Raw genomic sequence first — 24,720 nt, 5'->3', positions numbered from 1 at the left:
TAACGGGACAGCCTGTCCTTTTTTAAACGAGAGAACATCGATATGGATCAGCTCATTACCTTAAGGACCTTGCCGGTTTCTGCCCTTATGCAGAAGGATTATCATACCATCAAGGGCAGTTCGACTGTTGCCGAAGCGTTGCAGCTCATGAAAAAGACCGGTGAGAGTGGTCTTGTGGTCGAGCCCCGCAACGAGGATGACTGCTATGGCATCGTGACCGAAAAGGACATTCTTGAAAAAGTGATCGATCCGGGAGAAGATCTGCACCGTGATCCCTGGAATACGCCGGTTTTCCAGATCATGAGCAAGCCGATCATCAGCATCAATCCGAGCATGAGGATCAAGTACGCGCTTCGTCTCATGAAACGTACCAATGTCCGCCGACTCACCGTCATGGAGGGCAACAAGGTCATCGGTGTGCTTAACATGACCGACGTCCTGCGCGCCGTTGAGGAACTTCCGGCACACGACGACCATATCGCCTTATAAGCGGACAGCCCGCTGTTGACCGGATTTCAGCCGGGGCAGTTTTCATCATGAAAGCACGGGCGCCGCAGCAGGCGGATAGCCCTTTTTCCAACCAGCATGTCTGTCGAGTGGCAGTCATGCAAGGATTTCCGATTGTTTATGAAACCATTTGATATCGTCATTGTCGGTGGTGGCGGTGCCGGACTTTATGCGGCCATGGAGGCCATGAAAACCAATCCGGGCCTGAACATCGCCGTGCTTTCAAAGGTCTATCCGAACCGCTCCCACACCTCTGCGGCGCAGGGCGGAGCCAACGCAGCGCTCGCCAACAAGGCCAAGGACGACACGGTCGAGATGCACATTTTCGATACCATCAAGGGCAGCGACTATCTGGCTGACCAGGATGCCGTCGAGGTGCTCTGCTCCGAAGCTCCGAAGATCATCCGCGAACTCGACAATATGGGTACGCCTTGGTCGAGGATGGATGACAAAACCATCGCCCAGCGTCCCTTTGGCGGCGCAGGGCGTCCGCGTTGCTGCTATTGCGCAGACAAGACAGGCCACACCATTCTCCAGACCCTGTACGAACAGTGTCTGCGCAAGGGCGTATTCTTCTTCAACGAATATTTCGCGCTCGATCTTTCTCTGGATGGCAGCCGCTCCCGCGGCTTGATTGCCATGAACATCAAGACGGGTAAGGTTGAGGCTTTCCCGGCCAAAACGGTCATTTTCGCCACCGGCGGTTACGCCAAGATGTACTGGAACCGTTCCAGCAACGCGGCGGGCAATACCGGCGACGGTCAGGCCATTGCCTACCGCGCGGGCATTCCACTGAAGGACATGGAGTTCGTGCAGTTCCATCCCACCGGTTTGCGCAAAAGCGGCCTGCTTGTGACCGAGGGTGCGCGTGGCGAGGGTGGCTATCTGGTCAACGCGCTCGGCGAGCGCTTCATGTCGCGCTACGCTCCCGAAAAGATGGAGCTTGGCCCGCGTGACCTCGTCTCCCGTTCGCTTGAAACCGAAATTCTCGAAGGTCGCGGCTTCGACAGCCCGGCGGGAAAATATCTGCATCTCGATCTCCGCCATCTCGGTGCTGACCTCATCAAGTCGCGCCTCCCGCAGATTCGCGAAATGTGCATGTACTTCGAAGGCGTCGATCCGATCGACGAGCCGGTGCCGGTCAGGCCGACGGCCCACTACTCGATGGGCGGTATCGATACCGACAACTTTGGACGCACCGTCATGGAGGGGGTTTACGCCGCCGGTGAGTGCGGATGCGTGTCGGTGCATGGCGCGAACCGCCTCGGCGGCAACTCGCTGCTCGACATTCTCGTGTTCGGACGTATTGCGGGTAGGGCCGCCGCCGAAGAGTGCGGCAAATTGAACCCATCCGCGATTCCGTCCTCAGAAGTGACGGACAAGGAGCAGGAGCTGCGCAGCTTCATGCAGCCGCGTGGTCACTACGAACGCTACGGCACCCTGCGCGAAGACTTGGGCCATACTCTCGGTGCGAATGTCGGTATCTTCCGTGAAGCCTCGAAGATCAAACAGGGTATAGCGGATATCGAAAGCCTCAAGGATCGCTTCCAGCACGTCAGGGTTTTCGATACGGGCGACATTTACAACACCAACCTGCTTCAGGTGCTTGAACTGAAGAATATGCTTGACCTGTCCGAAACCGTGGCCGAGGGGGCGCTTGCCAGGGAGGAGAGCCGCGGCTCGCACACCAGGACCGATTTTCCGACGCGCGACGACGAGAAGTGGCACAAGCATACCATCTATACATACGACGGTGGCCGCCCGAAGCTCGCCTACAAGCCGGTCACGATGGGACGCTACGAGCTTCAGGAACGAACCTATTAATCCGAAGGATTTTCAATGAGCGATTCAACGATACAGCATCATGAGGAGAGCCGGGACGTAACCTTCAGGGTTCACCGGTTCAATCCCCAGGTTGACAGCAAGCCCTATTTCGATGACTACACGATCAAGCTCGAAAAAGGTATCACCGTGCTCAGGGCTCTCAACTATATCAAGGAGCATGTCGATTCGACGCTGACCTTCAGGGCTTTCTGCCAGGCCGGTATCTGCGGCTCCTGCGCCATGAGGATCAACAGCATGTCGAAGCTTGCCTGCACCACCCAGGTCTGGGACGAGCTCGACAAGGCCCGCGAACCGGGTGTCATCAAGATCGAGCCGCTTCGGAATCTTCCGCACATCAAAGACCTGGTGGTCGAGATGGACCCGGTGGTCGGCAAGATGAAGAAGTACTCCAACTGGGTGGATTCCCGGATGCCGGAAGAAGAGTGGGGCAAGAAGGAGTTCCTCATCTCCGAGGAGGAGTTCCAGACCTACGACAAGGCGACCGATTGCATTCTCTGCGCTTCGTGTGTTTCGGAGTGCACTATACTTCGGGCACACAAGGAGTATGTTTCTCCCGTCGTGCTGCTCCGCTCGTACCGCATGAACGCCGACAGCCGCGATGGCATTCACGACCAGCGTCTGGCGGATCTCGTGCAGGATCACGGGGTGTGGGACTGCACGCACTGCTACCGCTGCCAGGAGACCTGCGTCAAGAACATCCCGATCATGGACGCCATTCACGGCATCCGCGAGGATGCAATCGAACGCCGGGGCACCAAGGATACCAGCGGCGCGCGCCATGCCGAGGCTTTCATGGATGATATCGAGAAAAAGGGCAAGCTGGTTGAGGCCACCCTGCCGATCAGGACCAACGGCATCGGCTGGACGCTCAAAAACCTTCTGCCGATGGCCGTCAAAATGATCATCAAGCGTCGCACCCCGCCGCCGCCGCCACTGGTCAAGGCGTCTAAGGGCATTCAGTCCCTGCGCAAGGAGATGAAGGAGATGGCCAGCCATGTAACGAAGGATCACGAAAAAAATCCGGAGAATAAGCAGTATGAAGCGTTACGCCTACTATCAGAGCTGCATCAATGAGGCGATGACCAAAGAGGTCGATCGATCGCTTGACCTCTGGCAGCATGATCTTGGCATTGAAATGGTCAAGTTGCATGAAAGCGTTTGCTGTGGTGGCAGCAATCTCGACTACGTGAGCCCGAAGCAGTTCGCGCTGGTCAATGCCCGCAATATTGCCCTGGCCGAAAAGCAGGGGCTCGATCTGGTCGTCTCCTGCAATACCTGCCTGATGACCATCAGAACAGCCAAAAAGAAGCTTGACGAGTCTGCCGCATTGCGAGCTGAAGTCAACGAGATTCTCAAGGAGGAGGGGCTCGAATATCGCGGCACCTCCGATGTGCGCCACCTGCTCTGGGTGCTCATCGACGACGTTGGTCTCGATGTCATTCGCAAGAAGGTGAAAACACCGCTCACCAAATTCCGCATCGCGCCGTTCTACGGCTGCCATATTCTCCGTCCTTCGACCGTGCTTGGCAAGGATGACCCGCTCGAACCGACCTCGCTCGATCTTCTGCTCGATGCTCTGGGCGCAAAGACGATTCCTTACGAACACAAGAATCGCTGCTGTGGCTTCCACACGCTGCTGGTCGCCGAGGAGGAGTCGCTGAACGTGGCTGCCGAGGCGTTGAAAGAGGCAATGGACGAAAAGGCTGACTTTATCGTGACGCCTTGCCCTCTCTGCCACACTGTGCTGGACGGGTATCAGGCCAAGGCGCTCAGGCACAATGGCCTCAAGGGGTCGACTCCGGTCTATCACCTCTCCGAAGTTGTCGGCCTTGCGCTTGGCTACTCTGAGCGGCAACTCGGCATCAAACGGCATATCGTTACAGCCTGACCAAACAGCTTTTACGGGCGCCACGAGAAGGGTGCCCGACTGTTTTAAAATCCGGCTGAAAAAGTGTACCTTTGCACCTGATTTATTTAATGTCTGCAAGGTTTCTGGTCTCGGCCCGGCCTTAAGGGCAGCTCTTTTCACAACATCACTAATCATCGCACTCCATGCTCAAAAATGATCTTTTTATCCGGGCGTTGAAGAGGCAGGCGACCCCCCGTACTCCTATCTGGGTCATGCGTCAGGCCGGTCGTTACCTGCCTGAATATCGCGCCGTCAGGGAGAAAACCGACTTTCTGACCCTCTGCAAAACCCCCGAGCTGGCTTGTGAAGTCACCATCCAGCCGGTCGATCTGATGGGTGTGGATGCCGCGATCATCTTCTCCGACATTCTCGTCGTCAACGAAGCGATGGGCATGAATGTCGAGATTATCGAGACCAAAGGCATCAGGCTCACGCCTCCGATCCGCTCTCAGGCAGACATCGACAAACTGATCGATCCCGATATCGATGAGAAGCTCGGCTACGTGCTCGACGCCATCCGCCTCACCAAGAGGGAACTCAATGACCGCGTGCCGCTTATCGGTTTCTCCGGCGCTGCATGGACGCTCTTCACCTACGCTGTCGAAGGCGGCGGTTCGAAGAACTACGCCTGGGCGAAGAAGATGATGTACCGCGAGCCGCAGATGGCCCACCAGCTTCTCCAGAAGATCAGTAACTGCATCAGCGCCTACCTTGTCAAGCAGGTCGAAGCTGGCGCGGACGCCATCCAGATTTTCGACTCCTGGGCAAGTGCCCTTTCCGAGGATGACTACCGCGAGTTCGCATTGCCGTACATCAAGCAGAACGTCGCCGCCGTGAAGGCCGCACACCCGGCAATTCCGGTAATCGTGTTCTCGAAGGACATGAACACCATCCTCTCCGACATCGCCGACTCCGGCGCTGACGCTGTCGGTCTCGGCTGGAACATCGACATCGCCAAAGCCCGCAAGGAACTCAACGACCGCGTCTGCCTGCAGGGCAACATGGATCCGACGGTGCTCTACGGCACGCCCGAGAAGATCAAGTCGGAAGCCGCAAAAGTGCTCAAGCAGTTCGGCCAGCACAACGATCACTCCGGCCACGTCTTCAACCTCGGCCACGGCATCCTGCCTGATGTTGATCCGGCCAACCTGAAGTGCCTCGTCGAGTTCGTTAAGGAGGAGAGCGCAAAGTACCACTAAGCGTTTTCAGCCTACAGAAGGCTTCAAGGCCTGTCCGGCATTTTTCGGGCAGGCCTTTTTTTTGATCGGTCTGATCAGTCAGATCAGACCGATCGGTCTGATCTTTTTTATATTGCAGGAATTTTTCAACAAAGCAGTGATGCAATGACAAGCCAGTGCAACTGTTCCGAGGGGTGCGGCGGCTCGGGCCGCTATGAAGAGCTGGTGCTCGAGCGAATGCTCTACAGCGCTCGACTCAAGGAGACGGTCGCCCGGCGGGACAGCGACGTTATTGTGGCGATGGCGTCGATGATCGCCGATACCTTCAGGGAGGGTGGCAAAGTGCTTCTGTGCGGCAACGGTGGAAGCGCCGCCGACGCGCAGCATCTGGCCGCAGAGTTCACCATCAGATATCGCAGCTCCGTGCATCGTCCGGCGCTTCCGGCCATCGCGCTTTCAACCGATACCTCGGCCCTGACGGCGGGTGCAAACGACCTCGGCTTTGACGAGGTTTTCGTTCGGCTCACCGAAGCTTATGGCCGCCCTGGGGACATTCTGGTCGGCCTTTCAACCAGTGGCAATAGCGCCAGTGTGCTTAAGGCTCTCGCATTTGCCCGCAAGCGGGGGATGAAAACACTCGCCCTGCTTGGTGGTGATGGCGGTGCGATCAAGCCGCACGCTGACCTTTCGGTGGTGGTGCCCCATACCGGCAGCGCCGACAGAATCCAGGAGTGTCACATCGCCGTAGGTCACGTCATCGTGGAACTCGTTGAAAAAATGATGGGCTATGATTGATGAGTGAAAATGCCGGAGTAGCTCGTGGCGCTTTCCACAAAGTCCATACCGTTCACTCCGCCCATTGTGGAATTACAAACCAAACAACAACTGACTATGCAGGTACAAAATATTGAAGGCTCGCTGAATGCCCAGGGCATCAGGTTTGGGCTCGTGGTTTCACGCTTCAACGATTTTATCGGCCAGAAGCTGGTCGAGGGAGCCATCGACTGCATTGTGCGTCACGGCGGATCGGCTGACGAGATCACCGTTATTCGTTGCCCCGGCGCTTTCGAGCTGCCGTCGGTTACGAGAAAGGCGATGTTGTCAGGCAAATACGATGCGATTGTGACGCTTGGGGTTATCATCCGCGGCTCGACCCCTCACTTCGACGTGATTGCCGCCGAGGCCACCAAGGGCATTGCGCAGGTCGGCATGGAGGCCGCTATTCCTGTATCATTCGGCGTGCTTACCACCGAAAATCTGGAGCAGGCCATCGAGAGAGCCGGTACCAAAGCGGGGAACAAGGGATTCGACGCAGCGCTGGCCGCCATCGAGATGGCCAATCTCTACAGGCAGCTGTAAGGCGAATGGGGCCTGTGCTCGCCTGAAATGATTTTGTAGGGGCGGTTCGCGAACCGCCCTTGCTGATTCTGGTGCTGTTTCGGAATTAAGGGGGGCGAGGACAGCAGGGAAAACGATCCCTATCTTTTCATTCTCACAATCCCCATTCGTCCCAAGAAAAACCTCTACGCGGCGCTCTTTTCAAGATTTTCGCTGATGACACTGTAGCTCTCCTTCATTAGCGTTTCAGCTTTGGCGGGTTCGATGGGTTTGCCGATGATCATGCGCACGGTGCCGTGGTTGATCTTCAGGCTTTTTTTCGGGGTGATAAGGTTGCTGCCGACAATGGTGACCGGCAGTACCGGTACTTTGGCTTTCTCCGCAATAATGAACGCGCCTCGCTTGAAGGGGAGGATATTGCCGGTTTTGGAACGGGTGCCTTCAGGAAAGATGTGGATCGAACGCCCGGCCTTGAGGGTGTCGGCGGCTTTCAGCATGCTTTGCAGCGCCTCGCGGTTCTGGCCGCGCTTGATGAAGACATACCCTCCCGATTTCAGCGCATGGCCGAACACCGGTATTTTGCCCAGCTCCTCTTTGGCCACAAATCTCAGGTTAAGCTTTATCGTACCGAGAATCAGCGGGATGTCGGCCATGCCGGCATGATTGCTGACAACCAGATAATTCCTGTCGGAGCTGTAGTTTTCCTCGCCCTCTACCTTGACGTCAATGCCGAGCAGTGCTGCTGAAAAGCGTCCCCACCATGCGGCCATCTTGTGAAACCTGTCACCGGTCGGGTCGAACAGGTTCAGCACAAGCGCGTAGAGCATCCCGAAAAACATGACCGGGATGATGACCAGGAAAAAAAGAAGTGTCTGGAGGTTCATAAGCCATCAAGTCCGATTGCTTAACGATCGAGTTCAGTCAGGAAGCGCGCCAGCTCTTCGTAGCGGTTGCCTATCATGGTGGCTTTTTTCGGCTTGTTCATAATCTCTTCCATCGCTTCCGGAAGCGGTACTTCATTGCCGGTAGCCACCTTGATTGCTTCGTCGAACTTGACAGGATGTGCCGTTGAAAGCACCACGCCCGGTTTGCCTTCACCAGCATGATCCTTGCGGAAACACTCAAGCGCATGGTATCCGACGGCGGTGTGTGGATCCATGACATAACCGTATTTCTCGTAGACCGAGCGGATCGTTTCGACGGTCTCCGCATCCGAGACCGCGATGCCGGTGATCTGTTGGCCCATCTTCCGGAAATCGTCGTCGAAGAAGTAGCGCAGCCTCGCGAAGTTGCTTGGATTGCCGACATCCATAGCCGTGGTCAGCGTCCGGACGGTCGGCTTCGGCTCGTAGCGCCCCTCGTCGAGGTAGCGCGTGACGCTGTCGTTAGCGTTCGAGGCGGCGATGAATCTGCCAATCGGGAAGCCCATCATCTTTGCCATTACGCCCGCCGTCAGGTTGCCGTAGTTGCCGCTCGGCACTGAGAAGATCGGCAGCGCGCCGGGCTGGCGCTGGCGGAGCTGGAGGGCCGCCCAGGCGTAGTAGAACGATTGCGGAATCAGGCGCGAAATGTTGATGGAGTTTGCCGAGGTCAAGGTCAGCTTCTGCCGGAGCGAATTATCGACGAATGCCTGCTTGACGAGGCGCTGGCAGTCGTCGAAATCGCCCTGCACTTCGAGAGCGAAGACGTTGTCACCTGCCGTGGTGAGCTGTTGCTCCTGCAATCGGCTCACCTTGCCCGACGGGTAGAGCAGTACCACGCGGGTGTTCGGGATGCCGTGAAAGCCGTAGGCCACAGCGCTGCCGGTGTCGCCCGACGTGGCGACCAGTACCGTGATGAGGCGGCTCTCTTCGGCGGCGAAGTAGCCGGTCATCCGCGCAAGGAATCGAGCGCCGTAATCCTTGAAGGCGAGCGTCGGACCATGGAACAGCTCCTCGACGAAGGTGTCCGGGTCAAGTTCGTGCAGCGGCGTGTCGAAGGTAAAACACTCGTCGATCAGCTCCGAGAGGCGGTCGAGCGGGATTTCGTCACCGGCGAACTTTTTGGCGATAGCAAAAGCAATATTGTTGAATGAGCCGCTCTCCAGAAGGGCAATCTCTTTGGCGGAGCAGTGCGGCATTGTCGATGGAACATACAACCCTCCGTCGGGTGCGAGCCCTTCGAGAGTGGCTTTTTTCATCGTGACGGGAGCGGATGCTTTCGTGGTGCTGTAGAAGATCATATCGGGATGCGTTTCAAGAAGTTGTGCTGATGATGCGCGCGCCCTGGCTGCAAATCGGCGAGATCCACATGTCGGATGCGAGCGCAGCCTTTGAGTGTAGGAACGCCGACTGCATGGCTGCACCCACCGATTCTGCGGTTTGCCTGGACGAGGAGAAGGCGAAGACCGACGGGCCGGAGCCAGCGATGCTGCAACCGAGCGCTCCCGCGTCGAGCGCGGCCTGTTTGACCTCGATGAATCCCGGAATGAGCGGCGCGCGTTTCGGCTCGGCGACCACATCCACCAGCGCCCGTCCGATCAGGTCGTAATCCTCCATCAGCAGGCCCGTAATGAGAGCGCCGACGTTGCCCCATTGCTGTGTGGCGGTCGAAAGCGGAATCGATTTCGGCAGCACGGAGCGGGCGAACGAGGTCTTGAGTTCGGTGTGCGGGTGCACGAGTGTGCAGAAGAGGTTGGCCGGTGGCCTTATGGTGATCAGGTCGAGCGGATTGTAGCTGCGGATCAGAATGAAGTTGCCGAGCATGGCCGGAGCTGCATTGTCAGCATGAGCCGAACCGCAGGCGACGCGCTCGCCCTCGATGGCGAAATGCACCAGCTCCATTTTGGTGCAAGGCGAGCCGAACAGCTCATTGGCGGCAATCAGTGCTGCTGCGGCGCTTGCCGCGCTGCTGCCCATACCGCTGGAGAGTGGCAGATTTTTTTTGAGCACCAGATCGATGTGACCGTCAAACGGGATGCCTTTCGTGGTGCGGATATATTCAAGGAACTTGAGGACAACGAAGCTCGAGGTGTTTTTTTTCGGGTCGAGCGGCAAGGCTCCGCCGTCACCCACAATCGAGGTGATCGAAACGGGGCAGTCGCTCCTGCGCTCATCGTGAAGCGCCAGAACGACCTCGTCTCCAGGTTCGGTGATGGCGAAACCGAGGACGTCAAAACCGCAGGCAACGTTTCCAGCCGTTGCTGAAGCAAATCCAGTGACGGTTTTCATGGCGCGATTCGGGGAAAGATTCCTGATTTGGTCTGGTAGCGTAGCAGTCCGGAAACGATGATTATCCAAATTGGTTCTGGCATTTGAATAACTGAATGCTTTTCATTAAATTCTGAATCAATTTTCAGGAGAGTTACAGGCCGTAGCCGAAATCATGAGAAGGTACGGAGAATCTTTTTCTTTTCTTAACAATAACCTATCGATTTCCATATGTCAACAGCAGTCAGACCCGATGAGGTGTCTTCCATACTCCGCAAGCAACTCGCCGGTTTCGAGTCGGAAGCGGATGTATATGATGTAGGAACCGTTCTGCAGGTCGGTGACGGTATTGCCCGTATTTACGGCTTGTCTAAAGTGGCCGCAGGCGAGCTCCTCGAATTTCCCCACAATGTGATGGGAATGGCATTGAACCTCGAAGAAGACAACGTCGGTGCTGTGTTGTTCGGCGAGTCCAACGCGGTCAAGGAAGGCGATACGGTCAAGAGAACCAAGATTCTCGCTTCGATTCCGGTCGGCGAGGCGATGCTCGGCAGGGTTATCAACCCGCTCGGCGAGCCGATCGACGGCAAGGGGCCGATCAACACCGATATCCGTCTGCCGCTCGAGCGTCGCGCTCCCGGTGTTATTTTCCGTAAGTCGGTGCACGAGCCGCTTCAGACCGGTCTGAAAGCTATCGACGCGATGATTCCGATCGGCCGCGGCCAGCGTGAGCTGATCATCGGTGACCGCCAGACGGGTAAAACCGCTGTCGCTCTCGACACCATTATCAACCAGAAAGGCAAAGGCGTTTACTGCATCTATGTGGCTGTCGGCCTGAAAGGCTCGACCGTCGCCCAGGTGGTCAACACCCTCGAAAAGTATGGCGCGATGGAGTACACCACGGTTGTATCGGCTACCGCCTCCGACCCGGCTCCGCTCCAGTTCATCGCTCCGTTTGCTGGCGCTACCATCGGCGAGTTCTTCCGCGACACCGGCCGTCACGCGCTGGTTGTTTACGATGATCTTTCCAAGCAGGCCGTGGCTTACCGCCAGCTCTCCCTGCTCCTCCGCCGTCCGCCGGGACGCGAAGCGTACCCCGGTGATGTGTTCTATCTGCACTCCCGTCTTCTCGAGCGTGCTGCAAAGATCACCGACGACATCGAGGTGGCCAAGAAAATGAACGACCTGCCAGAACCGCTGAAGCCTCTTGTCAAGGGTGGCGGCAGCCTCACGGCGCTTCCGGTCATCGAAACCCAGGCTGGTGACGTTTCCGCTTACATTCCGACCAACGTGATCTCGATCACCGACGGTCAGATCTTCCTTGAGTCGAACCTGTTCAACGCCGGTCAGCGTCCGGCTATCAACGTCGGTATCTCGGTCTCCCGCGTTGGCGGTGCCGCGCAGATCAAGGCGATGAAAAAGGTTGCCGGTACGCTCAGGCTCGATCTGGCACAGTTCCGCGAACTTGAGGCCTTCTCAAAATTCGGTTCCGATCTCGACAAGAGCACCAAGGCACAGCTCGATCGCGGCGGCCGTCTGGTTGAAATCCTCAAGCAGGGCCAGTATATCCCCATGCCGGTCGAGAAGCAGGTCGCGATCATTTTTGTCGGCACTCAGGGGCTGCTCGATTCGGTTGACCTCAAGCAGGTTCGCCGTTTTGAAGAGGAGTTTCTCGCCATGCTCGAACAGAAGCATCCCGAAATTCTCTCTTCTATCGCGGAGAAGGGGACACTTGAGTCTGACATCGCTTCGAAGCTGAAAGATGTGGCTGAAAAATATGTCACCTCTTTCAAAGAAAAGAACAAAGCCTGAAGGCAGACGCAAGAGTGAGCTGAACGCCCCTGTAAGATCAGGGACGTTAGCAAGGTTATTGGCAATACCAACAATGTTTCGGAATACATGCCTACTTTAAAGGACATACGCATACGCCTCAAGGGTATCAAATCCACGCAGCAGGTGACCAAGGCCATGAAGATGGTTGCCGCCGCCAAGCTCAGAAGAGCGCAGGATCGGGCGATCCAGGCCCGTCCGTATGCCGGGAAGCTGAAAGAGATGCTCGCATCGCTTTCGGCCAAGGTCGATACCTCGCTCAATCCCCTGCTCTCGCCCCGCGAAGAGGTCAATAACGTGCTGGTCATTCTGGTCACTTCAGACAGAGGTCTGTGCGGTGGCTTCAATGCCAATATCATCAAGATGGCCCAGCGGGTCATCCACGAGGATTACGCGGCGCTGCACGCCAAGGGTGGCGTCACCATGATCTGCGCTGGCACCAAAGGCACCGAGTTTTTCCGCAAGCGGGGATACAAACTGGCGGCCGGTTATCCCGGCGTGTTTCAGAATCTCAGCTTCGACTCGGCCAGGGAGATTGCCGATACGGCCTCGAAGATGTACCTCAGTGGAGAGGTCGATCGTGTCGTGCTGGTCTATAACGAGTTCAAGTCAGTGCTTGCGCCCAACCTCAGGACCGAGCAGCTTTTGCCGATCGCTCCCGAGCAGGGCGCGGAGAAGGGATCGAGCAGCGAGTACCTTTACGAACCTTCGCCAGCCGCTATCATCGACGAGCTTGTGCCCAAGCATCTGCACACCCAGATGTGGCGTGTGATGCTGGAGTCCAACGCCGCCGAGCAGGCTGCACGAATGGCTGCAATGGATTCGGCCACGGAGAACGCCAAGGAGCTGATCCGCGTGCTGAACATCAGCTACAACCGCGCACGTCAGGCCGCGATCACCAAGGAGTTGAGCGAAATCGTCGCCGGCGCCGATGCTCTGAAGCAGTGATTGCGCAAGCAACAGCAGCTATTTTACAGAAAGCGCCTCGGTATCGGGCGCTTTCTTTTTTTTGGGGCAGAAAGGAGAATAGCGCTGCTGGGACGAGCAGGACTTGTGGTGAAAAAAGTCCCGCTCGTCCCGGAGACCGTAAAAGGCCAATTCTGCAGCTTCTCGTTGGGGTTGCTGAATTCCCGGCATAACCAAAACTTCCGGAAAAAGAGCATTTCCCGGTTTGTTTTATTGCCCTGCTCGTAAGAAATTACAAAGACAAATTTAATCGTGTAACGCAGCAAGGTTGAAGATGAGGGTATTCAAGTTCGGAGGTTCGTCGATCGCTTCGGCGGCAAAGATCAGCAACGTGGCTGGCATTATCAGGCGCGAGTTGAGCAGCACTCCGCTTATGGTCGTGGTGTCAGCGATTGGCAAGGTGACCGACATGCTTGCCGAGACTGCGGCGCTGGCTGGAAAAGGCGAGGCGGCATACCGCGATAAACTCGAAGGAATCGCCTCGCTGCATGGCGGGATCATCCGCGAACTGTTCGGTACGGAGGCGTCAGCAGAACAGACCTGGTTGGGTGAGATGATGGCCGAACTGACCGATGTGCTGCACGGCGTTTTTCTGCTCAGGGAGCTTTCAGACAAGAGTCTCGCCCTTGTGCTGAGTTACGGCGAACGGCTGTCGTGTCGCATTGTGAGTCGCTACCTGCACGTTTCGGGTACGCCTGCTGAATGCGTCGATGCCCGCCAACTGATCGTGACCGACGACAACCATTGCTTTGCCAAGGTGGATCGTCTGGCGACAGGGAAGCTGATTCACGAACGATTCCGGAGTTTCGATGTTCTGCCGGTGGTTACCGGATTCATCGCCTCCGCGCCGGATGGCAGCGTGACCAACCTCGGGCGCGGCGGTTCCGACTTCACGGCGGCCATCCTCGGCGCGGCGCTCCATGCCGAAGAGGTGTGGATATGGACTGATGTCGATGGCTTCTACAGCGCCGATCCCAAGCGCGTACCCGACGCATGGGTTATCCCGGAGATCAGTTATGCCGAGGCGATGGAACTCTCTCACGCTGGCGCGAAGGTGCTGCATCCTCTCGCCGTGCAGCCGGTCATGAAGGCGGGCATTGCGTTGCGCATCAAGAACTCTTTCAACCCCGGCGCTCCCGGCACGCGAATCGGCCACGAGGCGGCGAGCGCCGAGGGGCTTCAGGGCACGGTCACCGGTCTGACTTCGATTAACCATGTGGTGCTGCTCAGTCTCTCCGGCAGCGGCATGGCGGGCGTACCGGGCACGGCGTCGCGCCTGTTCACCTGCCTGGCGCGCCACGCCATCAACATCATCTTTATTTCGCAGGCTTCGTCGGAGCAGTCGATCAGCCTGGCCATCGCGCCCGGACAGGCTTCAGTGGCAAAGAAGGTGCTTGAAGAGGAGTTTGCCCGCGAAATCGAGGAGCGCCGGATCGATCCGGTCAGCGTCCGCCGCAATCTGGCGATGGTGGCCGTGGTGGGCAACAAGATGTCGGGCCACCCCGGCGTGTCGGCGCAGCTCTTCGAGACGCTCGGCAAGAACGGCGTCAACGTGATCGCCGTGGCGCAAGGGGCCAACGAGATGAACATTTCGCTGGTCATCGACAGCGCGGACGAAGACAAGGCGCTCAATTGCATCCACGAGTCCTTCTTTCTCTCGATGCGCAAGGTGCATGTTTTCATCGCGGGTACCGGTACCATCGCCAAGAGCCTCATCAGCCAGATCCACCAGCATCGCGCCACTTTGCAGAAGGAGATGGCTCTCGACGTCGTTGTCGCCGGGCTGGCCAACACCCGCTCGATGTGCATCGATCCCGCAGGCATTGACCTCGAACACTGGCACGATTCGCTGAAGCCGCGCGAGTCGCACGAAGGGATCGGCCACTACATCCGCCTGATTCAGGAGCGGAACCTGCACAACACCATCGTTGTGGACTGCACGGCGAGCAGGCAGGTGGCCGAGTGCTACCCCGCGCTGCTCCGGGCGAACATCTCCGTTGCCACGGCCAACAAGCTCGGCATGGCGGGGCCGTGGGTTCTGTATCGCAAGATTATGGATGCGTTGCGCTCCAGCAACGCGAAGTTCCTCTACGAAACCAATGTTGGGGCGGGTTTGCCGATCATCAACACCCTCAACGACCTGAAAAACAGCGGCGACAAGATCGTCTGCATCGAGGGAGTTTTGTCCGGCACGTTAAGCTTCATCTTCAACGAATTGCGCAAGGGCGGACGTTTCAGCGAAATCGTCCGCAAGGCCAAGGAGGCCGGTTACACCGAACCCGATCCGCGCGACGACCTCTCCGGGGCCGATTTCGCCCGCAAGCTGCTCATTCTCGGCAGGGAGCTTGGCTACCAGCTCGAGTACGCCGATGTCGAGTGCCAGAGCCTCGTGCCCGAGGCGCTGCGCGGCGAAATGTCGCCTGCCGAGTTCCTCGACCAGCTCTCCTCCATCGATGACTGGTACGTCGAGGAGATGGCGAGCGCCGCGAGCGAGGGGATGACCATCGCCTACACCGGCGAGCTTCGTGATGGCAAGGCGAAGGTCGGCTTGAAGCGCGTGCCGCTCGAAAGCCCCGTAGCCGGGTTGAACGGCACGGAGAACCTCGTGGTTTTTACGACCGAGCGCTACCTCAGGACGCCATTGGTGGTCAAGGGCCCAGGCGCTGGCGGCGAGGTGACAGCGGGCGGCGTCTTTGCCGACATTCTCCGCATCGCGAGCTATCTGGTTTGAGGCACTGATATGAAGGCGATCATCATCTCCGTCGGCGACGAGCTGCTCAAGGGGCACCGGGTCAACACCAACGCGCCGTTCATCGCTCGCGAACTAAGCGACATTGGCATTCCGGTCACGCGCATCGTCGCCTGCTCTGACGATCCGCAGGCGATCCGCGACTCCATCGTCTCGTCGCTCGCGGATGCCGACCTCGTGCTGATGACCGGCGGTCTTGGGCCGACCAACGACGACCGGACGCGCGACGCGGTTCGGGAGCTGCTGGGGCGCGGGCTGGTGCTCGACGAGCCGTCATTCGAGCGCATCGCCGAATACTTCCGCCGCCGCAATCGTCCCGTCAGCGACATCATGAAAGATCAGGCGATGGTGATCGAGGGATCGGTCGCGATCCCGAATACGAAAGGCACCGCTCCCGGCATGATCATCGACTGCGCTCCGCGCTTTGCAGGCCGTCACCTTGTCCTCATGCCTGGTGTGCCGACCGAGATGGAGGAGATGATGCGCCTGACGGTCATCCCGTTCTTCGCGCCGCTCTCCGGAGCCTTTATCCGCCACACCCCCGTCATGACGACGGGCATCGGCGAATCGCTTCTGGCGAGCATGATCGCGGAGGTCGAAGATTCGCTGCCATCCGGCACGACCCTCGCCTATCTGCCGCACGCCGTTGGAGTCAGTCTCATGGTCAGCACTTCGGGTACAGACAAAGAGTCGGTGGAGGAGGAGAACCGCCGTGTGGTTGAGGCCATTGCAGCGAAAGCGGGCCACTTCGTCTATGCGACCTCGGAGGTGACGCTCGAAGAGGTGGTCGTCAAAACATTGCTGGAAAAGGGGTTGACCGTCGCCGTGGCCGAGTCGTGCACCGGCGGGCTGGTGGGGAGCCGGTTGACCGACGTGCCCGGCTCGTCGGGCTGCTTTCTCGAAGGCTTGGTCACCTACAGCAACCAGGCGAAGGTGCGGCTGCTCGGCGTCGATCCCGCCACCATCGAAGAGCACGGCGCGGTGAGCGAGCCAGTCGCCTCGGAGATGGCGCGCGGCTGCCTCGAACGGAGCGGTGCGGATATCGCCGTCGCCACCACCGGCATCGCGGGGCCGGGCGGCAGCACGCCGGAGAAGCCCGTCGGCACGGTTTGCGTCGGCGTCGCCTCGAAGTCGCCCGATGGCTCGGTGCAGGTCGAGGCCACCCGCCTCATCATGTACGGCGACCGCCGCCAGAACAAACTCCGCTTCAGCGAAGCCGCGCTTCGAGGATTGTTGGTTCGTCTGAAAGAGATGGAGTTCTGATATTTTTCAGCGACGCTTTCAAAAGCTCCCGGAATATGCCACTTTGTCGAATGATACTGATGACCCGGGAGTGCCCCGGACGAGACTGGATTCATTGAAAACCGTGTGTTCATTGTATGGCTTCCATTGCAAGACTTCCCGATATTGTCGCTAATAAAATCTCCGCTGGCGAGGTGGTGCAGCGCCCGGCCTCGGCGGTCAAGGAGCTGATCGAGAACTCCATCGACTCCGGCGCGAGCCGCATCACCGTCATTATAAAAGATGCCGGTCGGCAGCTCGTGCAGATCATCGACAATGGCTGCGGCATGGAGAGCGACGACGTGCTGCTCAGCGTGGAGCGCTTCGCCACCAGCAAGATTTCTGAGGTTGACGACCTCGATGCGCTCCGCACGCTCGGTTTTCGCGGCGAGGCGCTGGCGAGCATCTCCTCGGTCTCGCACTTCGAGCTGAAGACCCGCAAGGCGGGCAATCCGCTTGGCACGTTGCTCAAAAGCGACGGCGGAGTTATCGAAACTCCCCAGCCCGCGCAGTGTGAACCCGGCACCTCCATTGCTGTCCGGAACCTCTTTTTCAACGTGCCCGCCCGCCGCAAGTTCCTCAAATCCAACGCCACCGAGTTCAAACACATCCATGAGACGGTCAAGGCGTTCGTGCTCTCCTATCCCGAGATCGAGTGGCGCATGATCAACGACGACGAGGAGCTGTTCCACCTCCGCACGCCCGACGTGCGGGAGCGGCTGAGTCACTTTTACGGCGAGGGATTCGGCGAGAGCCTCATCGAGGTGACCGAGGAGAACGACTACATGACCATCAGCGGCTATCTCGGCAAGCCGGGAATGATGGTGCGCCAGAAATATGACCAGTACTTTTTCATCAACCGCCGCCTGATCCAGAACAGGATGCTCGTGCAGGCGGTGCAGCAGGCTTACGGCGAGTTGCTCGAAGAGCGGCAGTCTCCTTTTGCGCTGCTCTTTCTTGGTCTCGACCCGGCGCTGGTGGATGTGAACGTCCATCCGGCAAAACTCGAAGTGCGCTTCGAGGATGAAAAAAGCATTCGGAGCATGGTCTATCCGGTGGTCAAGCGCGCCATCCGAACGGCTGATTTTTCACCCGAGGCGTCGCTTTCGATGCCATACGCGTCTGCCGGTCAGGGCGAACCGGGATTGCCGGAAGCTCCGTCGCGGAAGCTCTCGTACTCCTCGTTTTCTGGAAAAACCTCGACGACGGGTGATCTGTACCGGAATTACCGGGAGGGGGCGTTCAGTGCTCCCGTTGCCGTTCCGCCGCCGCTTTTCGACTGTTCACCGGAAACATCGCCGTTTGCCGGAACAGGCCCGGCTCTGATGGTACAGGAGTCGCTGCTGACCCCGTCGGCGGATGAGCCGGCCATCGCCGACGAGCAGAACCCGGTCGCACCGGAGAAAGAGCCGAAAATCTGGCAGCTGCACAACAAGTACATTATCTGCCAGATCAAGACCGGGCTGATGATTATCGATCAGCACGTGGCGCACGAGCGTGTGCTTTACGAGCGCGCCATCGACGTGATGAACGAGGCGGCGCCGAACTCTCAGCAGTTGCTGTTTCCGCAGAAGATCGACCTTAAACCGTGGCAGTACGAGGTTTTCGAGGAGATCAGTGACGAGTTGTACAGGCTTGGCTTTAACATCCGGCCTTTTGGCGGAATGAGCGTCATGATCGAGGGGGTGCCGCCTGATGTGCGCGATGGTGCGGAGGCAACGATCTTGCAGGACATGATTGCCGAGTATCAGGAGAATGCCGCGAAGCTGAAGCTCGAAAAGCGCGACAACCTCGCCAAATCGTACTCCTGCCGCAACGCTATCATGACCGGCCAGAAACTCGGCGTCGAGGAGATGCGGATGCTCATCGACCGCCTCTTCGCCACCCGGATGCCCTACGTCTGTCCGCATGGCAGGCCAGTGATCATCAGGCTTTCACTTGGCGAACTTGACCGTATGTTCGGAAGAACATAGGAGCGGTCAGCTGCGAATGTCGCGGACATCGTGGATCAAAAAAGGAAATGCAAAAAGCCGAAGGCCTCTTTTCAGAGGTTTGTTTCCTGAAAAATAAGTTCGTACATTTCCGCCCAGAGTAATGATACCCTTGTAGCTCAGTGGATAGAGCAGCAGTTTCCTAAACTGTTGGTCGGCAGTTCGAGTCTGCCCAAGGGTACTCCTCACCACTCATAATGAGGTCGTTCAGACGGGAAAAAAGCAGCAGGGTCGCATCTGCTGCTTTTTTTATGACCGGTTTTGACGGCAATTGCTCAGCGCTGGTAACAGTTCCCTTGTCCTGCGCCACGGCCTGGTCTCCAGTTGCCGCCGGAGTTCTGATTCCAAACCCACGCGGCCACGGCGTTCAGCTCTGCGGCACTGAGCTGTATTGGCGGCATGAGGCCGAAACGCGTAATTGCCTGCTGGTCGGCAAGCACTTTCTTTTTTGACGGTGACTTTATGAAGTCAGCCATGTATTTGATGCCTTCGGCGCGCGATGAAAAACGCTGATGGTAGCGGGCGGAGATGGGCAGAATGGGGGGAGCCGATTTTGGCGGTGGGGCGATCGAGTGGCAAACGCTGCAATTCTTGTCAAAGACAACCTTGCCGTCCACAGCCGCCGAAGCGGTGGCCGGAAGTGTTGCAGTTGCCAGTACGCCAATGCTGACGGCAAGGGCGATACCGAGAGTTTTTTTTGAGTGCTTCATGGCTTATCCATAATCATAGGTTTCAAATGCGGTCAACGTTTTTTCGTTGCACCGTTTAAAGTTAGTTAAAAAAGAAAAAACCGGCATGGTGGCGGTTGAGCGCCTAACCCGTTTTTTCTGCAGCTGTAAAACCTTATACTCAGGGAGGAAACGAGTCATCAAAAACGCGGAACCGCCGATATCTCCATGAAATTGCTCAGAAACGCCATTCTGTTTATCCTGCTTTTGCTGGTTGTCGATGTAGGCAGATATTTTTTTATCCCCGATGTTTCCCGATTGGCGCATACCAATCCCGGAAAAACCGCCTTTATGGAGTATCGAGAGGCCGAGTGGCGCAGTGAAGGTCGCGATAAAACTATTAAACAGCGCTGGGTGCCGCTGAAGAAGGTATCCCCGTCTCTGATCAAGGCGGTGCTCATTTCTGAGGACAACAACTTCTGGCATCATGAGGGGTTCGATTTCGAGGCTATGGAGGGGGCGATTGAAAAGAATATCAAGGCTGGTGAGTTCAAATTTGGAGCCAGCACCATCAGCCAGCAGCTTGCCAAGAACTTGTATCTTTCTCCGTCGAAAAATCCGTTGAGAAAGATGAAGGAGGCGATTCTGACCTGGCGGATAGAACAGACGCTCTCGAAGCGCCGGATTCTTGAGCTGTACGTCAATGTGGCGGAGTGGGGAGACGGGATTTTTGGCATCGATGAGGCTGCCCGGCACTATTACGGTGTCAGGGCGTCACAACTGACGGCCAGCCAGTCAGCGAGGTTGGCGGCCGCACTTCCCAATCCGGTTGTGTATCCGCCTGACGGCTCGTCGCGTTTTGTAAAAGACCGCGCGAAACACATTTACGCCATCATGCTGCGGCGGGGTCTGGTGCTGCCGGATTACAGGGAGGTGATGAGCGCGCCAGATACGCCGGTCACCCAGCCGCCGGATTCAATCGTGGTCGGCGTACCGGAACAGCTGATCCAGCAGGCTTCGCAACCTGACAGCATCAAGCAGGAATCAACGCCGGAACCGGCTGCTGAGGATACGTCTGAAAACACCCAGTCCGGCAAATAAAGAGTTTGCCGGACTGAAGCGGGAATCGGTAAGGGATCAGGACACCGGTTCGAAGAAAGACTTGTCTACGCCGCACACGGGGCAGACCCAGTCTTCCGGAAGATCTTCGAAAGCCGTTCCGGGCTCGATACCGCTTTCCGGATCGCCGTCTGCCGGATCGTATTCATAGCCGCAGGGAACACAAACCCATTTCTGCATAACTTTATCTCCTTGAATTGTTTACGTTTTTTGATACAGGAATTTCGGTCTCTTGCCGACCGGTGCTCCCGTCCATGAGGCCGATCGACAAGCAACTAAAGCCGTCTCGTGGTTAAAAAGTTCATCTCTTTTTCCAGAGCCGCTGCGCAGGTTTTGGCGCGTTTGAATTCGTTGCTATCTTGCCGCTGCTTCGGGCTTTTCCCTGAAGCGAATTCTCAGGGCGGGGTGCTGCTCTGCGAGCTGACCAACCCCGATGGCGCGATGGCCAATCTTGAAGAGGCTATCGCATTTTCGCATCTGCGCGGATTTCCGGTGCTTGCCATAGAAGACCTGATCGCCTGGCTTGTTCAGGAACAGACGCAGGGACAGGTGGCATGAGCGACGCGCTCCGTCTGCGAAGTGCCGAACAGATCGTCCGGCACTCGCGATGCACACTCTGAGCGTTATACCCAGCCGCGCAGCTTCATCGCCTCGGCCACGCGGCGAATCGCCACGATCATGGCCGCCGTGCGGTTATCGACGCCATATTGCTCGGCGGCCTGCTGCACCGCTTTGATCGCGGCAGCCATCTTTTTTCGAGCTGGCGATGCACCGCCTCCTCCTCCCAGTACCATCCGCTCGCGTTTTGCACCATCTCGAAATACGAAACAGTCACGCCGCCGGCATTGCAGAGCAGGTCGGGAATGAGGTAGATGCCGCGTTCGTGCAGAATTTTGTCGGCCTCTGGGGTGGTCGGGCCGTTGGCCAGTTCGGCGACGATTTTCGCCCGGATGTTCCGCGCGTTGCGGCAGGAAATTTCATCTTCGAGGGCTGCCGGTATGAGCACGGTCACATCGAGCTCGAGCAGCCCGGCGTCGGTCAGCGGCGTCGAGCCGGGAAAGTCGGCGACCGAACCGGTTCGCTTTTTGTACTCCATGAGGGCGGTATGTTCGAGGCCATCCGGGTTAAAGATGGCTCCTTTCGAATCCGAGACGGCCACCACCTTCATGCCGAGCAGCTCGACGGCGAGCTTGTGCGCGAACGTTCCGGCGTTACCGTAACCGTTGATGGCGGCGGCTTTTCCCGGCAGCTCGATGCCGAGCATCCTGGCGGCTTCGCGGATGCAGATGATGCCGCCCCGCGCCGTGGCGTCGCCGCGCCCGAGCGATCCGCCGAGCGCCAGCGGCTTGCCGGTGATGACGCCGAAGTCGTTGTGCCCCTGCATGAATGAATATTCGTCGGCCATCCAGGCCATGATCTGCGGTGTGGTGTAGACATCTGGCGCGGGCACATCCTTTTCGAGGCCGAGCAGACGACCGACCTGCCGGATGTAGCTGCGCGACAGCCGTTCGAGTTCGCCGGGCGACATCGCTTTCGGGTTGCAGATCACGCCGCCCTTCGCGCCGCCGAGCGGAATGTCGAGCACGGCGGTTTTCCAGGTCATCCACGCCGCCAGCGCCCGCACCGTGTCGATGGTTTCGTCTGGATGGAAGCGTATTCCGCCCTTGTTCGGCCCGCGAGCGTCGTTATACTGCACGCGAAAGCCGTGAAACGCGCGTACCGAGCCGTCATCCATCTTGACCGGAATGGTGACATGCATCTCGCGCATCGGCCATCGCAACAGTTCGAGCACTTCGGCGTCAAGACCGATGATTTCAGCGGCGGCATCGAGCTGGCGGCGGGCGATGTCGAAGGGATTTTCTTTGGGTGAACCGGCGTTTGTGCAAGAGTCAATCACGAAGGGTTCCGTGGCTTGCTGGGGATGATCGTTCGATGGCTGCATGAGAAGAGTGTTCGACAGGTTGAAAAAATCAGGATTCACGAAAGGTTGTCCGGTCAATCGCGTATCGGTGACCGGGCATGGCATACAGGGCATCGGCCGCCAGTGTTGAATCGCTCTATCCGGTCGTCACCAAAAGGGTTCGCTTTTCTTCCGAGCAGTCTGGCGCTGCATTGGTCGCAAAAGCTATCGCTATGTGCGTTGCCCGCATAGATAAATGACAATCCGGCTTTTCGCCCGATCTCAAACGCTTTTTCAATCGCCTCAACCGGAGTTGGCGGAGTATCCTGCATTTTCCATGAAATCTCCGGATAAAACGGGATGATATGCCAGGGCACGTCGGTTCCGAGGTCGTGCGCGATGAATCCGGCGAGCCGTTCGAGCATGGCCGGATCGCTTGAATGGCCCGGAATGACGAGAGTAGTGATTTCGAGGTGAATACCGCTTCGGCGTATTTGCCGAAGGCTGTCGAGTACGGGATCGAGTCGAGCGCCGCAGGTGCGCCGGTAAAAGGCGTCGTCCATTGATTTCAGATCAACGTTGATCGCATCGAGCCAGGGGGTGACAGTTTTGAGGCACAACGGCGACAGATAGCCGTTGCTGACCCAAATGTTTCGGAGACCTGTCTGCCGCGCAAGTTGCATGACGTCGAGCGCATATTCGGCGAAGATGGTCGGTTCGGTGTAGGTGCAGGAGATCGAAGAGCATCCGGCGTTCATGGCGTTGCGGACAATCTCTTCCGGCGTTGTCAGCGGGGTCGATTCGTCGGGGATCGTCTGGCTGATCTCCCGGTTCTGGCAGTTGGCGCATCTGAAGTTGCAGCCGGGCGTGCCGAACGACCAGGTCATGGTGCCCGGCATGAAATGGTAGAGTGGCTTTTTCTCCACCGGATCGGCGGCTTGCGAAGCTGCCCGGCCATAGGTGAGAGCGAACAGACTGCCGTCGATGTTTTTCCTCACCCGGCACAAGCCAGTCCGCCTCGGTCTGATGCGGCAGTAGTGACGGCAGAGGTTGCACTGAAGCACCCCGTCTGGGGCCACATGATAGAAGTTTGCCACATGCATGGTTGACGGAGTTTGTACGTTCAGGCAAGATAGCCCACCGCCGACAAACCAACTATAAGACGGACTTACAGCGTGATAGTTCCCCGGTAAACTGCTCGGGCTGGGCCTTCAAGGTATATCTCGTCCATCATTTCATTGAATCCCACTATCAGTGTTTCCCCGCTTCTGACTTTTACCCTGACAGGCGACGATGTAACCTTGCCCAGGCGGAAGCTCATCAGGGCAGCGGCTACGGTGCCGGTGCCGCAGGCGAGGGTTTCATCCTCGACGCCACGCTCGAACGTTCTGATGCTGAGCGCGTCCGGAGCGGTGATTTCAAGGAAGTTGACGTTGGCGCCATCAGGGAACAGCTCCTTGTTGTGGCGGATGTTTCTGCCTTCGGTAAATACATCGAGCTGGTCAAGGTTGTTGACGTAAGCGATCGCATGCGGTGAGCCGGTATCGACGAAATGGCAGCTCCAGGCGCCAGCCTGCAATCCGTCCCTGAAGTCCGATGGCGGAAGCATGTGCAGTCTGACCGACTCGTCGCCAGTCACTTCAGCTTTGTATGTGCTCGGGCCTGCTTCGAAACGGTAGTGTTTCCCTGCTGGCTGGATGCCGATGAGGTGCGCAAACCAGACTGCGCATCGTCCGCCGTTACCACACATCGTCCCCGGAAAGCCATCAGCATTGTGGTAGTTCATCCTGAAGTCAGCTGTTTTGGAGGCTTCGATGAGGATCAGGCCGTCAGCCCCGATGCCGGTTCTTCGGGTGCACATGGCGTGTACCTGCTCATGGGTCAGGTTAAAAACTCCCTGACGATTGTCGATGACGATGAAGTCGTTGCCGGCTCCCGACATTTTGGTGAAATCAATGTGCATGGTTCTTTTTTTGAATGTCAGTTTTCAGTAAAATATCACGGTTATGTCTGGTACAAATACGGGAAATGATGCTGTCTATGCTTACTTTTTAAATACTGCCAACCATAAGACCAACGGGCAAAAAACTTTATTATTAAATAAATTTTCTTATTTTATTTGCTACTGTTGCAGGGTACTTTTTCTTGAGCCAGACTGCAAAAATGTTTTTTCCGGGAAGCTCTCTATGTCAATTATCAGTCACCGGTTTTCTTGCCGTGACAGAGCGTTGGCTGCATATACGATAGAGAG

21 protein-coding genes, 1 tRNA gene and 1 pseudogene are annotated in these 24,720 nt (G+C 57.6%); 15 read left to right on the top strand and 8 right to left on the bottom strand.

Features of this window, described 5'->3' with window-relative positions:
* The first annotated feature begins 42 nt into the window (after positions 1–42).
* From NY406_RS09445 to ribE, 7 genes are all read left to right on the top strand, one after another.
* Positions 43–489, top strand: a complete 447-nt coding sequence (locus NY406_RS09445) for a CBS domain-containing protein (RefSeq protein WP_260533931.1) — start codon at positions 43–45, stop codon at positions 487–489.
* A 138-nt stretch (positions 490–627) separates the two neighbouring features.
* Entirely contained in the window at positions 628–2,331 is a 1,704-nt protein-coding gene (locus NY406_RS09440) for an FAD-dependent oxidoreductase (protein WP_260533930.1), read from the top strand.
* A gap of 15 nt (positions 2,332–2,346) precedes the next feature.
* A complete protein-coding gene (locus NY406_RS09435) occupies positions 2,347–3,426 on the top strand; it encodes a succinate dehydrogenase/fumarate reductase iron-sulfur subunit (RefSeq protein ID WP_260533929.1) in 1,080 nt (359 codons plus the stop codon).
* Complete coding sequence (locus NY406_RS09430) at positions 3,389–4,240, top strand: CoB--CoM heterodisulfide reductase iron-sulfur subunit B family protein (protein WP_260533928.1); 852 nt, start codon at positions 3,389–3,391, stop codon at positions 4,238–4,240. The genes NY406_RS09435 and NY406_RS09430 overlap by 38 nt, the downstream gene beginning before the upstream one ends.
* A gap of 164 nt (positions 4,241–4,404) precedes the next feature.
* Complete coding sequence (gene hemE, locus NY406_RS09425) at positions 4,405–5,460, top strand: uroporphyrinogen decarboxylase (protein WP_260533927.1); 1,056 nt, start codon at positions 4,405–4,407, stop codon at positions 5,458–5,460.
* A 144-nt stretch (positions 5,461–5,604) separates the two neighbouring features.
* Positions 5,605–6,234 (top strand): SIS domain-containing protein, encoded by a 630-nt coding sequence (locus NY406_RS09420; protein ID WP_260533926.1) that lies wholly within the window; start codon positions 5,605–5,607, stop codon positions 6,232–6,234.
* Between the two features lie 96 nt (positions 6,235–6,330).
* Positions 6,331–6,798, top strand: coding sequence for a 6,7-dimethyl-8-ribityllumazine synthase (ribE, locus tag NY406_RS09415; RefSeq protein WP_260533925.1), 468 nt, complete (start codon positions 6,331–6,333; stop codon positions 6,796–6,798).
* A 164-nt stretch (positions 6,799–6,962) separates the two neighbouring features.
* Here the strand turns inward: ribE and NY406_RS09410 are convergent, their stop codons facing one another.
* From NY406_RS09410 to NY406_RS09400, 3 genes are read right to left on the bottom strand one after another with little or no spacing between them, the layout of a single operon-like run.
* Positions 6,963–7,661: a lysophospholipid acyltransferase family protein gene (locus NY406_RS09410; RefSeq protein ID WP_260533924.1), complete on the bottom strand. Its 699-nt coding sequence runs from the start codon at positions 7,659–7,661 to the stop codon at positions 6,963–6,965.
* A gap of 20 nt (positions 7,662–7,681) precedes the next feature.
* Entirely contained in the window at positions 7,682–8,998 is a 1,317-nt protein-coding gene (gene thrC, locus NY406_RS09405; RefSeq protein ID WP_260533923.1) for a threonine synthase, read from the bottom strand.
* 13 nt (positions 8,999–9,011) lie between these two features.
* Complete coding sequence (locus NY406_RS09400) at positions 9,012–9,986, bottom strand: homoserine kinase (protein WP_260533922.1); 975 nt, start codon at positions 9,984–9,986, stop codon at positions 9,012–9,014.
* A 210-nt stretch (positions 9,987–10,196) separates the two neighbouring features.
* Between NY406_RS09400 and atpA the strand changes: the two genes are divergently transcribed.
* From atpA to NY406_RS09370, 6 genes are all read left to right on the top strand, one after another.
* Positions 10,197–11,777 (top strand): F0F1 ATP synthase subunit alpha, encoded by a 1,581-nt coding sequence (gene atpA, locus NY406_RS09395; RefSeq protein WP_260533921.1) that lies wholly within the window; start codon positions 10,197–10,199, stop codon positions 11,775–11,777.
* 87 nt (positions 11,778–11,864) lie between these two features.
* On the top strand, positions 11,865–12,743 hold the full coding sequence (locus NY406_RS09390; RefSeq protein ID WP_260533920.1) for a F0F1 ATP synthase subunit gamma: 879 nt from the start codon (positions 11,865–11,867) through the stop codon (positions 12,741–12,743).
* A gap of 292 nt (positions 12,744–13,035) precedes the next feature.
* Positions 13,036–15,492, top strand: coding sequence for a bifunctional aspartate kinase/homoserine dehydrogenase I (thrA, locus tag NY406_RS09385; RefSeq protein ID WP_260533919.1), 2,457 nt, complete (start codon positions 13,036–13,038; stop codon positions 15,490–15,492).
* 9 nt (positions 15,493–15,501) lie between these two features.
* Positions 15,502–16,773 carry a competence/damage-inducible protein A gene (locus NY406_RS09380; RefSeq protein ID WP_260533918.1) on the top strand — a complete coding sequence of 424 codons (1,272 nt, stop codon included), beginning with the start codon at positions 15,502–15,504 and terminating at the stop codon, positions 16,771–16,773.
* Between the two features lie 116 nt (positions 16,774–16,889).
* On the top strand, positions 16,890–18,764 hold the full coding sequence (gene mutL, locus NY406_RS09375; RefSeq protein WP_260533917.1) for a DNA mismatch repair endonuclease MutL: 1,875 nt from the start codon (positions 16,890–16,892) through the stop codon (positions 18,762–18,764).
* Positions 18,765–18,890: 126 nt separating this feature from the next.
* Positions 18,891–18,963, top strand: a tRNA-Arg gene (locus NY406_RS09370).
* Between the two features lie 94 nt (positions 18,964–19,057).
* Here the strand turns inward: NY406_RS09370 and NY406_RS09365 are convergent.
* The gene (locus tag NY406_RS09365; RefSeq protein WP_260533916.1) at positions 19,058–19,492 is read right to left on the bottom strand and encodes a c-type cytochrome; all 435 of its coding nucleotides are present in this window, start codon (positions 19,490–19,492) and stop codon (positions 19,058–19,060) included.
* 186 nt (positions 19,493–19,678) lie between these two features.
* Here NY406_RS09365 and mtgA point away from each other — a divergent pair, with 186 nt between their 5' ends.
* Positions 19,679–20,551, top strand: coding sequence for a monofunctional biosynthetic peptidoglycan transglycosylase (gene mtgA, locus NY406_RS09360; protein ID WP_260533915.1), 873 nt, complete (start codon positions 19,679–19,681; stop codon positions 20,549–20,551).
* Positions 20,552–20,587: 36 nt separating this feature from the next.
* Here the strand turns inward: mtgA and rd are convergent, their stop codons facing one another.
* Positions 20,588–20,749, bottom strand: coding sequence for a rubredoxin (gene rd, locus NY406_RS09355; protein WP_260533914.1), 162 nt, complete (start codon positions 20,747–20,749; stop codon positions 20,588–20,590).
* A gap of 225 nt (positions 20,750–20,974) precedes the next feature.
* On the opposite strand from rd, the gene NY406_RS09350 reads away from it, so the two are divergent.
* Positions 20,975–21,127: a hypothetical protein gene (locus NY406_RS09350; protein ID WP_260533913.1), complete on the top strand. Its 153-nt coding sequence runs from the start codon at positions 20,975–20,977 to the stop codon at positions 21,125–21,127.
* 65 nt (positions 21,128–21,192) lie between these two features.
* Here NY406_RS09350 and NY406_RS09345 read toward each other — a convergent pair.
* The 3 genes and pseudogenes from NY406_RS09345 to dapF all read right to left on the bottom strand — a co-directional run bounded on the left by NY406_RS09345 (position 21,193) and on the right by dapF (position 24,432).
* A pseudogene (locus NY406_RS09345) lies at positions 21,193–22,511 on the bottom strand (Glu/Leu/Phe/Val family dehydrogenase).
* 53 nt (positions 22,512–22,564) lie between these two features.
* Positions 22,565–23,572, bottom strand: coding sequence for an AmmeMemoRadiSam system radical SAM enzyme (gene amrS, locus NY406_RS09340; RefSeq protein ID WP_260533911.1), 1,008 nt, complete (start codon positions 23,570–23,572; stop codon positions 22,565–22,567).
* 65 nt (positions 23,573–23,637) lie between these two features.
* Positions 23,638–24,432, bottom strand: a complete 795-nt coding sequence (dapF, locus tag NY406_RS09335; RefSeq protein ID WP_260533910.1) for a diaminopimelate epimerase — start codon at positions 24,430–24,432, stop codon at positions 23,638–23,640.
* Positions 24,433–24,720 lie beyond the last annotated feature (288 nt).

Source organism: Chlorobaculum sp. MV4-Y, assembly GCF_025244685.1.
In the GTDB taxonomy this organism is placed as follows: Bacteria; Bacteroidota; Chlorobiia; order Chlorobiales; family Chlorobiaceae; genus Chlorobaculum.
This window is presented reverse-complemented; position numbering and strand designations above follow the sequence as displayed.

Coding starts and splice junctions, on each gene's coding strand:
- NY406_RS09445 (WP_260533931.1), top strand. CDS start 43: ATGGATCAGCTCATTACCTTAAGGACCTTGCCGGTTTCTGCCCTTATG.
- NY406_RS09440 (WP_260533930.1), top strand. CDS start 628: ATGAAACCATTTGATATCGTCATTGTCGGTGGTGGCGGTGCCGGACTT.
- NY406_RS09435 (WP_260533929.1), top strand. CDS start 2,347: ATGAGCGATTCAACGATACAGCATCATGAGGAGAGCCGGGACGTAACC.
- NY406_RS09430 (WP_260533928.1), top strand. CDS start 3,389: ATGAAGCGTTACGCCTACTATCAGAGCTGCATCAATGAGGCGATGACC.
- hemE (WP_260533927.1), top strand. CDS start 4,405: ATGCTCAAAAATGATCTTTTTATCCGGGCGTTGAAGAGGCAGGCGACC.
- NY406_RS09420 (WP_260533926.1), top strand. CDS start 5,605: ATGACAAGCCAGTGCAACTGTTCCGAGGGGTGCGGCGGCTCGGGCCGC.
- ribE (WP_260533925.1), top strand. CDS start 6,331: ATGCAGGTACAAAATATTGAAGGCTCGCTGAATGCCCAGGGCATCAGG.
- NY406_RS09410 (WP_260533924.1), bottom strand. CDS start 7,661: ATGAACCTCCAGACACTTCTTTTTTTCCTGGTCATCATCCCGGTCATG.
- thrC (WP_260533923.1), bottom strand. CDS start 8,998: ATGATCTTCTACAGCACCACGAAAGCATCCGCTCCCGTCACGATGAAA.
- NY406_RS09400 (WP_260533922.1), bottom strand. CDS start 9,986: ATGAAAACCGTCACTGGATTTGCTTCAGCAACGGCTGGAAACGTTGCC.
- atpA (WP_260533921.1), top strand. CDS start 10,197: ATGTCAACAGCAGTCAGACCCGATGAGGTGTCTTCCATACTCCGCAAG.
- NY406_RS09390 (WP_260533920.1), top strand. CDS start 11,865: ATGCCTACTTTAAAGGACATACGCATACGCCTCAAGGGTATCAAATCC.
- thrA (WP_260533919.1), top strand. CDS start 13,036: ATGAGGGTATTCAAGTTCGGAGGTTCGTCGATCGCTTCGGCGGCAAAG.
- NY406_RS09380 (WP_260533918.1), top strand. CDS start 15,502: ATGAAGGCGATCATCATCTCCGTCGGCGACGAGCTGCTCAAGGGGCAC.
- mutL (WP_260533917.1), top strand. CDS start 16,890: ATGGCTTCCATTGCAAGACTTCCCGATATTGTCGCTAATAAAATCTCC.
- NY406_RS09365 (WP_260533916.1), bottom strand. CDS start 19,492: ATGAAGCACTCAAAAAAAACTCTCGGTATCGCCCTTGCCGTCAGCATT.
- mtgA (WP_260533915.1), top strand. CDS start 19,679: ATGAAATTGCTCAGAAACGCCATTCTGTTTATCCTGCTTTTGCTGGTT.
- rd (WP_260533914.1), bottom strand. CDS start 20,749: ATGCAGAAATGGGTTTGTGTTCCCTGCGGCTATGAATACGATCCGGCA.
- amrS (WP_260533911.1), bottom strand. CDS start 23,572: ATGCATGTGGCAAACTTCTATCATGTGGCCCCAGACGGGGTGCTTCAG.
- dapF (WP_260533910.1), bottom strand. CDS start 24,432: ATGCACATTGATTTCACCAAAATGTCGGGAGCCGGCAACGACTTCATC.